The organism is Mycolicibacter sp. MU0083 (assembly GCF_963378075.1).
Taxonomy (GTDB): Bacteria; Actinomycetota; Actinomycetes; order Mycobacteriales; family Mycobacteriaceae; genus Mycobacterium; species Mycobacterium kokjensenii.
The window spans coordinates 3,657,817-3,669,789 of the sequence record NZ_OY726394.1 but is presented as its reverse complement, the minus strand read 5'-3'; the positions used below and the strand labels follow the sequence as shown (position 1 = coordinate 3,669,789).

Annotated in this window: 4 protein-coding genes; 1 reads left to right on the top strand and 3 read right to left on the bottom strand. The window is 74.1% G+C overall.

The window, feature by feature from the left end:
- Positions 1-81: 81 nt before the first annotated feature.
- Positions 82-9,660, top strand: a complete 9,579-nt coding sequence (locus RCP38_RS17240) for a PGRS repeat-containing protein (RefSeq protein WP_308474142.1) — start codon at positions 82-84, stop codon at positions 9,658-9,660.
- 200 nt (positions 9,661-9,860) lie between these two features.
- Here the strand turns inward: RCP38_RS17240 and RCP38_RS17235 are convergent, their stop codons facing one another.
- Genes RCP38_RS17235 through RCP38_RS17225 form a run of 3 tightly spaced genes read right to left on the bottom strand, consistent with a single transcriptional unit; the run spans position 9,861 to position 11,899 of the window.
- Positions 9,861-10,349 carry a nitroreductase family deazaflavin-dependent oxidoreductase gene (locus tag RCP38_RS17235; protein WP_308474141.1) on the bottom strand — a complete coding sequence of 163 codons (489 nt, stop codon included), beginning with the start codon at positions 10,347-10,349 and terminating at the stop codon, positions 9,861-9,863.
- Between the two features lie 9 nt (positions 10,350-10,358).
- Positions 10,359-10,748: a DUF8021 domain-containing protein gene (locus tag RCP38_RS17230; protein WP_308474140.1), complete on the bottom strand. Its 390-nt coding sequence runs from the start codon at positions 10,746-10,748 to the stop codon at positions 10,359-10,361.
- Positions 10,748-11,899, bottom strand: coding sequence for a steroid 3-ketoacyl-CoA thiolase (locus tag RCP38_RS17225; RefSeq protein ID WP_308474139.1), 1,152 nt, complete (start codon positions 11,897-11,899; stop codon positions 10,748-10,750). The genes RCP38_RS17230 and RCP38_RS17225 overlap by 1 nt, the downstream gene beginning before the upstream one ends.
- Between the last annotated feature and the right edge of the window lie 74 nt (positions 11,900-11,973).

Sequence of the window (11,973 nt, the reverse complement as noted above, 5' to 3'; positions counted from 1 at the left end):
TTCGCGGATTCTTTTCACATCCTCAGCTCTCTGAAATATTCCGGTTTTGGAGACTCCTCGAACCCTGGAGGCGGTACAGACGTGGCTCGTCAGCGCAAGCGCATCAGCAAGGTCAACGGTCGATCGCAGGGGCGGCGTGTCTTCGCGGCGTCGTCGGCGGTGGCCGCGTTTCTGACTTTCGGTATGGGGCCGTGGGCGAACCCGGCACCGGCGCAGGCCGACGACTTCGGACTGGACGGGTTCTGGGACCTCTTCGGGGTGCCCGACAGCAGCACCGCGGTGGAATTCAACCTGTTCGACAGTTCGACGTGGGGTGCGCCCGGTTCCGCCGAGGGCAGCTGGTTCGACGCGGACTACGCCAACACCTGGCAGGAGACCTACTACCTGCCGTTCCACGAGTTGATGCAGGACTGGATCAACAGTGACTTCGGCCAGGTCATCAACGGCATGGTCAACGATCTGTTCGCGCCGTTGACCGAGGGCGCCTGCGGGCTGATCTGCAACGGTGCCGACGGCACCGAGTTCAACCCGGACGGCCAGACCGGTGGCCTGTGGTTCGGCGACGGCGGTAACGGCTGGAACTCCACGATCGAGGGCGTCGCCGGTGGTAACGGTGGTCTGGCCGGTGGTTGGGGCAACGGTGGTGACGGCGGTGCCGGTGGGCTGGGTGCCGACGGCGGCAACGGTGGCCACGGCGGCGAGATGTGGGGCAACGGTGGTGACGGCGGTGCCGGTGGTGCCGGTACGGCGTTGTTGGCCGGTGGTGACGGCGGCAACGGTGGGTCGTCCGGGCAGGCCCAGGACTTCTTCGGCATGGGCGCGTGGGGCAACGGCGGCAACGGTGGCCGCGGTGGTGACGGCTGGACCGGCACGAACGGCTCCGACGGCGTCCTCCCCGGCGCCAACGGCGGCGACGGTGTCATCGGTGGCGCTGCCGGTAACGGTGGCGCCGGTGGTGCGGGGTCGTCGTTTGTCGGCATCGGCGGCAATGGTGGTGCCGGCGGTGTGGGTGGTGCCGGTGGCGATGGTGGCGATGGTGCTGCGGGCGCCGCGGGTTCTTTCGCCAACGGTGGGACCGGTGATGGTGCAGCCGGTGGTATCGGTGGCAATGGTGCCGTCGGTGGCAAGGGCGGTCAGGGCGGCGCCGCGGGTAAGGGCGGATCGGCCGACGGCGCCACCGGTGTCGACGGCGACGGTGGTGTCGGCGGTAGCGGCGGACTCGGCGGCGACGGCGGCGCCGGTGCAAACGGCCTGGCGGGAACCGAAGCGGGCGCAGCCGGTGGTGCGGCCGGTAACGGCGGCGTCGGCGGTAACGGCGGCGCTGCCGCCGCGGGCGGAGCGGCCGGCGGTGCCAGCGCCCAGGACGGCGCCCGCGGCGTCGACGGCGACGGCGGCAACGGCGGCAACGGTGGTATCGGTGGTGACGGCGCCCGCGGTGCCGACGGCACCGACGACGACATCAATGGCCAGAACGGCGGCGTGGGTGGTGCCGGCGGCGCGGGCGGCGTCGGCGGCAACAGCGGTGGCGAAACCGGCTTCGGTGGTCGCGGCGGTAACGCCGGGGCCGGTGGCAACGGTGGCGACGGCGGGACCGGCGCCAACGGCGTCGACGGTGCGACGGCGACCTTCCCCGGCCAAGCCGGTGGCAGTGGCACCAACGGCGGTCGCGGTGGCGACGGCGGTGCCGGCGGCCCCGCGGGCAGCCAGGGCCAGGGCGGACGCAACGGTGACGGCACCCGTGCCGGTGACGGTGCGGCGGCCGAAGACGGCCTGCAGGGTCTCGGTGGCGTCGGCGGTAACGCCGGCAACGGTGGTGCCGGTGCCGACGGTGCCGACGGCCGCGACGGCCTGACCGACGGCAACGAGTCGATCGACGGTGAAGCCGGCCAGACCGGTGGTGCCGGCGGTGACGCCGGTGTCGGGGGCGCGGGCGGATCCGGCCGTGGCGGCCAGGCCGCCGCGGGTGAAGACGGTGTGGCCGGTGTCGGTGGTAACGGCGGCCACGGCGGCCGGGGTGCCGCCGGAGTCAACGGCGACGCGAACTCCCCCGACGGCACGCTCGGCGGCAACGGTGGTGCCGGCGGCAACGGCGGTACCGGCGGTCTGCAGGCCGACGGCGAATCGCGTGCCTCCGACGGCGACGGCGGCAATGGCGGCGTCGGCGGTGACGGCGGCAACGGCATCAACGGCATCAACGGTGAGACCCCCGGCGCCGACGGCGCGCGAGGCGGCAACGGTGGCGCAGGTGGCGCCGGCGGCATCGCCGGAACCGGTGCCAACAACGGTCTGGCCGGTGCCGGCGGCGTCGGCGGTAACGCGGGCAACGGCGGCAACGGCGCCGACGGCGCCAACGGCGGCAACGGCGACGACGACCACCAGGCGGGCTACGCCGGCCAAGACGGCGGCGCCGGTGGCGACGCCGGTGTCGGTGGCGCCGGCGGACTCAGCGGCGACGGCATTGCGGCGGCCGACGGTAGCGACGGTGCAGCCGGCCGCGGCGGCAACGGCGGTGTCGGTGGCACCGGTATGGACGGGGTCAACGGCACCGCGGACCATGTCGACGGAACGTCCGGCTGGGCCGGCGGTGCCGGTGGCAGCGGCGGCAAGGGTGGACTCGAGGCCGACGGCGAGACTCGGGCGATCGACGGCAACGGTGGTGCCGGTGGTCTGGGTGGCCGCGGCGGTAACGGCTTCAACGGTGCCAACGGCACCACTCCGGGGGGCGACGGCGCCAACGCCGGCGCCGGTGGCGACGGCGGTGCGGGCGGTGTCGGCGGCAGCGGTGCCGTCGAGGGTGACCACGGTGCCGGTGGCGTCGGCGGTAACGGCGGCAACGGCGGTAACGGCGCCGACGGTGCCAACGGCGCCGACGGAGACGCCAACCATGTCGACGGATACGCCGGCCAGGACGGCGGTAAGGGCGGCAACTTCGGTGCCGGCGGCAAGGGCGGTGACTCCGGCAACGGCACCACCGCGGCGAACGGCAGCGACGGCGCCGGCGGCCTCGGCGGTAACGGCGGTACCGGTGGTGCCGGTCTGAGCGGCAACAACGGCACGATCGGCAGCATCGACGGAACCGCCGGCGGCAACGGTGGTGCCGGTGGTAACGGTGGTACCGGCGGCCTCAACGCCGACGGCTCGAATGCGGCGACCGGTGACGGCGGCGACGGCGGTCGCGGCGGCCTCGGCGGCAACGGTCTCAACGGCTTCAACGGCACCACCCCGGGCGGTTCCGGCACCAACGCCGGTGACGGCGGCAGGGGCGGCAACGGTGGTGTCGGTGGTAGCGGCACCAACGCCGGTGACCACGGCGTCGGCGGCGCCGGCGGTAACGGTGGCAACGGTGGAAACGGTGCCGACGGGTCCGACGGGGCCAACGGCGACGCCGACCACATGGACGGCTATGCCGGTGGTGCCGGTGGTAACGGCGGCAACGCCGGCGCCGGTGGCGCCGGTGGCGACTCCGGTAACGGCCAGCGCGCCGACAACGGCGACGACGGCATCGCCGGTACCGGCGGCAACGGTGGCGCCGGTGGCCACGGCATGGACGGTGGCAACGGCGGCCGGGACAGTGTCGACGGCATCTCCGGCGGCAACGGCGGTAAGGGCGGCGCCGGTGGCGCCGGCGGTCAAGAGGTCGGCGGCGGCCACGCGACCGACGGCAACGGTGGCGCCGGCGGTAACGGCGGCGCCGGTGGTGACGGCTTCGACGGTGCCGACGGCAACGCCGACCACGTCGACGGCTACGCGGGCGGCCACGCCGGTTCCGGCGGCACCGGCGGTGACGGTGGTGCCGGCGGTGGCAGCACCGGAGTCGGCGGCAACGCGGGCAACGGTGGTAACGGCGGCACGGCCGGCGACGGCGGTGACGGTATCGACGGCACCGCAGCGCACCCCGACGGCGGCGCGGGCGGCCGCGGCGGTAACACCGGCGTCGGTGGCGCCGGCGGTACCGGTGGTGCCGGGTCGACCGCGGGCAGCAACGGTTCGGCGGGCAACACCCCGGACAGCGGCGGCAACGGCGGCCACGGTGGCGCCGGCTACGACGCCGCGTCCGACCCGACCGCCGCACCCGGCACGTCCGGCGGCAACGGTGGTGCCGGTGGTGCCGGTGGTGACCACGGCAACGGCGGTAACGGCGGTGACGCGGGCAACGGTGCGACCGGTGGTGCCGGCGCCGACGGCGTGAACCCCGGCGACGCCGGCCAGAGCGGCCAGACCGGTGGATCCGGTGGCCGTGGTGGCGCCGGTGGTGCCGGCGGATCGATCGCCGGTGACGGCGGTGACGGTGGTGCCGGTGGTACCGGCGCCAACGGTGGCGTGGGCGGTAACGGCGCCACCGGTTCCGACGGCACGTTCGACAACGGCGGGACCGGTGTCGGTGGTACCGGCGGCGACGCCGGTGTCGGTGGAAACGGTGGTAACGGCGGCGCCGGTGGTGCCGGCGGTAGCTCCACCAACGGCAAGGCGGGTGCCGAGGGAACCGGCGGCAACGCGGGTGACGGCGCAGACTCCGGTAAGGCCGGCGACGGCGGCAAGGGTGCCGACGGCACCGCGGACAACCCCGACGGTGGCGCCGGCGGTCAGGGCGGTAACTCCGCGACCGGTGGCGACGGCGGTACCGGTGGCAGCGGCCGGACCGACGGCACCGACGGCCAGGACGGCGGCATCCACTCCGGCGTCCAGGGCAACGGTGGCGCGGGTGGCGACGGTTACGACGCGTCGACCGACCCGAACGCGGGACCGGGTACCTCCGGCGGCAACGGTGGTGCCGGTGGTGCCGGTGGCGACCGCGGTAACGGTGGTGCCGGTGGTAACGGCGGTAGCGGTACCGACGGCATCGACGGCGGGAACGGCAGCGGCACCGACGCCGACGGCAACGGCAACGAAGGCGGCGCGGGTACCGCCGGTGGCTCCGGTGGTAACGGTGGCGCCGGTGGTCAGGGCGGCTCGATCAGCGGTGACGGTGGCGCCGGTGGCTCGGCCGGCAACGGCGGCAACGGCGGCAACGGTGGAACGGGCGCCGACGGTGCCGACGCCACCGAGCCCGGCCAGGACGGCGGTAACGGCGGCGTCGGTGGTGACGCGGGCAACGGCGGCAAGGCCGGTACCGGTGGTAGCGGCGGTACCGCCACCAACGGCTCCGCCGGTGCCAACGGCGACGGCGGCAACGGCGGCAACGGCGGCAACGCCGGTATCGGCGGTGACGGTGGCGACGGCGCCGACGGCGACGCGAACAACCCCGATGGCGGCAAGGGCGGCGACGGCGGCAACGACGGTGCCGTCGGCCTGGGCCAGAACGGCGGTTCGGCGGGTAGCGGCGGTGCGACCGGCACCGGGACCGGCGGCGACGCCGGCACCGACGGCACGGCCGGCATCGGTGGCGACGGTGGCGCCGGTGGTGACGGCTATGACGCGTCCACCGACCCCAACGCCGGCCCGGGTACCTCGGGTGGCAACGGTGGTGCCGGTGGCAACGGCGGTGACCACGGCAACGGTGGCGCCGGCGGTAACGGCGGCAGCGGTACCGATGGCGCCGACGGATCCGACAGCACCGACTCGGATGTCGCCGGCGGCGCAGGCACGGCCGGCGGCAACGGCGGCTCCGGTGGTGCCGGCGGTAGCGGTGGCTCGATCGTCGGCGACGGCGGCGACGGCGGTGCCGGTGGCAACGCCGGTAACGGCGGTAACGGCGGTTCGGGTGCCGACGGCGAAGACGCCACCGAGCCCGGAGCCGACGGCGGCACCGGCAGCAATGGCGGCAACGGTGGATCCGGTGGCACCGGTGGCGCCGGCGGTAACGGCGGTTCGTCGACCAACGGCAACACCGGGGGCAACGGCGACGGCGGTACCGGTGGCAACGGCGGTAACGCCGGATCGGCCGGCGACGGCGGCGACGGTGCCGACGGCGACGCCGACAACCCCGACGGCGGCGACGGTGGCACCGGTGGTAACACCGGCACGGCCGGGTCCGGCGGCAACGGCGGCGGTGCGGGCACCGGCGGCACCGGCGGTACCGGCGGCGACAACGGCGGCGACGGTGCCGAAGGCACCCCGTCCGGCGACGGCGGAAACGGCGGTCACGGCTACACCAACCCCGACGGTGACGGCGGAAACGGCGGTAACGGCGGTAACGGCGGCGACCACGGAAACGGCGGTAACGCCGGCAACGGTGGCGACGGCCTGGGCGACGACTCCAACGGTGGCTCGGGCGGTACCGGTGGTGCCGGTGGCACCGAGACCGGTAACGGCGGCAACGGCGGTAACGGTGGTGACGGCACCCGCGACGGCGGTGCGGGCGGCAACGGCGGCAACGCCGGAAACAACGGCAACGGCGGCGACGCCGGCGACGGCGGCACCGGCCAGACCGGTGACGGCGGATCCGGTGGTGACGGCGGCTCCGGTGGCACCGAGACCGGTGACGGCGGCAACGCCGGTGACGGTGGCGACGGCGGCCAGAACGGCGGCAACGGTGGTACCGGCGGCAGCGCCATCGGCGAGGGCAACGGCGGCGACGGCGGTTACGGCGGCGACGGCCTGCCCGGCCCGAACGGCCCCAACGGTGCCAACGGTGGCAGCGGAACGCAGCCCGGCGAGTCCGGCCAGGACGGCGAGGCCGGTGGCGCCGGTGGCGCCGGCGGTAACGGCGGTGCGGGCAGCGGAGTCGGCTACCACGCCGGCAGCGGCGGCCTAGGCGGTAACGGCGGTAACGGCGGTAACGGCGGCAACGGAGCCAAGGGCGCCACCGGAACCTTCGCCGGCGGCGGCAACGGCGACGGTGGCCAGGGCGGCGACGCCGGTAGCGGCGGCGCGGGCGGCGCGGGCGGCGCCGGCGGTGAGGCCGGTATCGGGCTCAACGGCGCCACCGACGGTATTCACGGTGCCGGCGGTACCGGTGGCAACGGCGGCAACGCCGGCACCGCGGGCGACGGCGGCAAGGGTGCCAACGGCACCGCGAGCCACCTCAACGGCGGCAACGGTGGCGCCGGCGGTGCCGGTGGCGACGCCGGAGCGGCCGGTGTCGGCGGCGACAACGGCGACGGCACCACCGGCGCGAACGGTCAGGCCGGCAACGGCAGCATCGGTGGCGACGGCGCCGACGGCGGCCGCGGCTACATCGGCGCCAACGGCACGGCCGGCGACATCGACGGCACCGCCGGCGGTAACGGCGGTGCGGGCGGTAACGGCGGTGCCGGTGGTATCGACGGCAACGGCACCCAGCTCAACCAGGGTGACGGCGGCAGTGGCGGCGACGGCGGTGCCGGTGGTAACGGCTACAACGGCCTCAACGGCAAGACTCCCGGCGCCGACGGCGGCAACGGTGGCGACGGCGGTGCCGGTGGTAACGGCGGTGTCGCGGGAACCGGCCACACCGCCGGTGACCACGGTGTCGGCGGTCTCGGCGGCAACGGCGGTAACGGCGGCAACGGCGCCGACGGTGCCGACGGGTCGGCGGGCGGCGGCGACGGCCAGAACGGCGGCGCCGGCGGTAACGCCGGTGAAGGCGGCAAGGGCGGCTCCAGCGGCAACGGCGAGTACGCGGAGAACGGCACCGACGGCGCAGCCGGTATCGGCGGCGACGGTGGCGACGGCGGCCGGGGCATCGACGGTGCCAACGGCACGACCGCGGACGTCGACGGGACCGCAGGCACCAACGGCGGCAAGGGCGGCAACGGTGGTCTGGGCGGCCTGGAGGTCGACGGTGAGCGCGCCGCTACCGGTGCCGGCGGCAACGGCGGTGCCGGCGGTAACGGCGGCAACGGCATCAACGGTGCTGCCGGGTCTTACCTGACCGGTGACGGCCACGGCGGCCGGGGCGGTAACGGCGGCGCCGGCGGCGACGGCGGTGCCGGTGGTACCGGGTCCACCAACGGTCAGCTGGGTGCCGCGGGTAACGGCGGCAACGCCGGCAACGGTGGCGACGGTGCGGACGGCGCCGACGGTGCCAGCGGCATCACCGGGCAGAACAACGGCGCCGGTGGCGCCGGCCAGAACGGCGGCAACGGCGGTGACGCGGGTGTCGGCGGCAAGGCCGGTACCGGCAGCGGCTCGGCGACCGACGGCGCCGACGGTGACGGTGGCTCCGGTGGTGACGGTGGTGACGGTGGCGACGGCGTCCGCGGCGCCAACGGCACCGCGCCCGGCGCCAGCGGCAGCAACGGTGGTGTCGGTGGCCAGGCCGGCAACGGCGGCCAGGGCGGCAGTTCCGTCGGCGGCCGCGGCGGTGACGGCGGCGCCGGCGGTGAGGGCGGTGCCGGCGGCAGCGGTGGCGATGGCGTCAACGGTGCTGCGGGCTCCTTCACCGGCGGCGGTAGCGGCAACGGCCAGGCCGGTGGCAACGCCGGCAACGGCGCGGTCGGCGGTAAGGGCGGCGTCGGTGGCGCGGCCGGTACCGGTGGCGCCGGTGCCGGCACCGCGGGTGCCAACGGCGACGGTGGTGCCGGTGGCGACGCCGGCCGGGCCGGCAACGGTGGCGACGGCAGCGACGGCCAGACGGTCACCGGGGTCGGCGCCAACGGCGGCCGCGGCGGCAACGGTGGCGCCGGCGGCAACGGCGGCAGCGCGGGCGAGGGCGGCGCTGCCGGCGGTGCCGGTGCCGACGCGGGAAGCCGCGGCATCGACTCCGACGGCGGTGACGGCGGTGACGGCGGCGACGCCTCCGACGCGACCGCCGGCCGAGACGGCGTCGACGGAATCAACGGCTACAACGGAGTGGTCGTCGTTCCCCACGTCGCGGCGACCAACGGCGGCAACGGTGCAGCGGGCGGTAACGGTGGCGCCGGTGGCGCCGGCGGCGGCCTGAACGGCAACGGCGGCCAGGGCGGCGACGGCGGTCACGGCTCCGACGGTGGCCGGGGCGGCCACGGCAGCGTCACGGTGCACGACGACGGCACCGACTCGGTGCACGGCAAGTACTTCGTCCCCGGCAACGGTGGCTCCGGTGGTGCCGGCGGTAACGCCGGTGCGGCCGGTGCCGGCGCGGTCAACGGCACCGACGGCCGCATCGGTAACGGCGGTTCCGGCGGTGACGGTGGTACCGGCGGCAACATCGCCGACATCCGCAGCCACACCTCGGTTGAAGGACCGGTCGGCTCCGGTGTGATGGGCCCACAGGGGTCGGCCGGCACCGGTGGGTCCGGTGGGACCGGTGGCTCCGGTGCCACGGGCGGTAACGGCGGTCGCGGTGGTGACGGCGGTAGCGACCTGTATGCCGGTGGTACCCACGGCGGCAACGGCGGCAAGGGCGGTACCGGCGGTGCGGGCCTGCTGAACTCCGACGGCACCGGAGGCGTCGGCGGCAACGGCGGCAAGGGCGGCGACGGCGGCGACGGCAGCAACATCCGTTGGGGTAACCCGAAGGCGCCGACCACGTCCGGTGACTCTTCCTCGGGTCCGATCGCCGGCATCCGCGGCGGCACCGGCGGTGCCGGTGGCAGCGGTGGCGCCGGTGCCCGCGTCGGCGGTGACGGTGGGGCCGGCGGTAACGGCGGCGACGTCCTGACCCCGCACTTCGGTTCCGACGGCAAGAACGGCGGCGCCGGCAACGTTCCGGGTACCGGCAGCACGGGCGGTACCGCGGGAACCGGTGGCTCCGGTGGCGCCGGCCCGATCACCGGCACCGGCGGGTCGAGCGGCTCCAAGGGAGTCGTCATCCCGTAGTCCGGACAGCTAGACGCAGACGCTCGGCTGGGGTTTCCCAGCCGAGCGTTTTGCGTGGTGTGGGTGATGCGCTGTGGGTGACGTGCCGCAACGGCATCGCCGCCGACAGTGCCGGCGACGCCGACGGCCGCATGGGAGAGATTGGAACCGCGGCGGCGCCTCAGCGCACCCGCCGCGAAACAAGAAGTGCCGGTAGACCTTTAGGGGTCGCAGATGACGATCGGGATCTCCCGACCGGCCCAGGCCCGGTAGTTGACGAAGTCCGGGTACATCGCGTCCAGCTTGGGCCAGTAGGCCGCCCGCTCGGATTCGTCGGCGTCGCGGGCACGCAGCGACAACACCTCGCCGCGGACCCGGAACGTCACCTGCGGGTTGGCCTTCAGATTCAGGTACCACATCGGGTTGGTGGAACGCCCACCCTGCGAGGCCACCAGAACCACCCGGTCGCCTTCGCGCAGGAACAGCAGCGGGGACTCCCGCTGCTGGCCGCTCTTACGTCCGATGGTGGTCAGGATGCCGACCTCGGGGACATCACCGAAATGCTTGGTGCCCAGTCGCCATTTGGCGCCCACCCGGCCGCCGGTCGCCTTGAAGGCCCAGGTGTTGGCCCGCGACATCCACTTGATGATCGTGCCGGTGACCGGCGAATCCAGCGACTTCGGTTTCTCGGGGATGTCTGGGTTGCTCACCGGCCCACCTTAGCGTTGGACGAACGGACGAAGTGCAGCCCGGATGTGGTGGATCACCGCGGTGCCGTCCGGGCTGTCGGCCGGGATCCGGAATACCTCGTCGACGTGGCTGCAGACCCGCATCCCGAACAACGAGGGTTTGGTGATGATGTCGAAGACCGCCCGCACGTCGTCGCCGTCGACGCTGAACTCCGGCGTCGTGGCCCGTGCGATCACCCGGAACTGCGGACCGCGGTTCAGGCTGCGGCGCAAGTGATTCCCGGAGAAACCGGTCTTGAGCCCCATCTCGATACGGACGCAGTCCGGGCTGAACGGAACCGCCGACGCGTCGTGACTGACCAATCCGTCGATGTAGGACTGGGCGGCCGCGATGCGGGCGGCCTCGGGAACCGCAACCACTAGAGACGCTCGATGATGGTGCCGGTCGACAGCGCGCCACCGGCACACATGGTGATCAACGCGGTCGAGGCGTCGGTGCGCTCGAGCTCGTGCAGGGCGGTGGTGATCAGCCGGCTGCCGGTGGACCCCACCGGGTGGCCCAGCGCGATCGCGCCGCCGTTGACGTTGACGCGGTCCATGTCCGCCTTGTGGACGTCGGCCCAGGACAGCACCACAGACGCGAACGCCTCGTTGATCTCGACCAGGTCGATGTCGGCCATGGTCATGCCGGCCTTCTCCAGCACCCGGGCGGTGGACTGCACCGGACCGTCCAGGTGGTAGTAGGGCTCGGCGCCGACGTTGGCCTGGCTGATGATCCGGGCCCGCGGCTTGAATCCGAGCGCCTTGGCCTTGTCCTCGTCCATCCAGAGCACCGCGGCCGCACCGTCGGAGATCTGTGACGAGGTGCCGGCGGTGTGGATACCGCCCTCGATCACCGGCTTGAGTGCCGACAGGCCCTCGATGGTGGTGTCGCGCAGGCCCTGGTCGCGGCTGACCATGTTCAGCTCGGCGGTGGGCTGCTTGTTCTCGTCGATCACCGGCGCCTCGATCGCGGAGATCTCCCGGTCGAACCGTCCCTCGGCCCAGGCCTGCTTGGCCAGCTGCTGGGAGCGCAGCCCCAGCGCGTCCACGTCGGCCCGGGTGATGCCGCGCCGCTTGGCGATGCGCTCAGCCGCCGTGAACTGGTCGGGCAGGTCGATGTCCCAGGACGCCGCGCGAGCGCCGCCGCCGTTGGCGCCCAGCGGCACCCGGCTCATCGCCTCCACACCGCAGGCGATGCCGATGTCGATGGCGCCGGTGGCGATCAGGCCGGCGATCAGGTGGTTGGCCTGCTGCGCGCTGCCGCACTGGCAGTCGACGCTGGTGGCGCCGACGTGCTCGGGCAGTCCGGCGACCAGCCAGGACTGCCGGGTGACGTTGTTGCCCTGCTCGCCGAACTGGGTGACGCAACCGCCGATGACCTGTTCGACGCTGCCCGCGTCGATGCCCGCCTTGGCGACCAGTGCCTTCTGCACCGCCCCGAGAAGCTCGGTGGCGTGCAGGCCGGACAACCAGCCGTTTCGTTTACCGATGGGGCTACGCGTGGCTTCGACGATGACAGGATTACCCATGCGGCCAGGCTAGAACACGTTTCATTAGTCTGACAAGCGGCGATGCGGCACCGCCTTTGATCTGCGGTCGGGCC

Excerpts from the sequence above, each read along its gene's own strand:
- RCP38_RS17225 (WP_308474139.1), bottom strand. The coding sequence starts at position 11,899 with ATGGGTAATCCTGTCATCGTCGAAGCCACGCGTAGCCCCATCGGTAAA.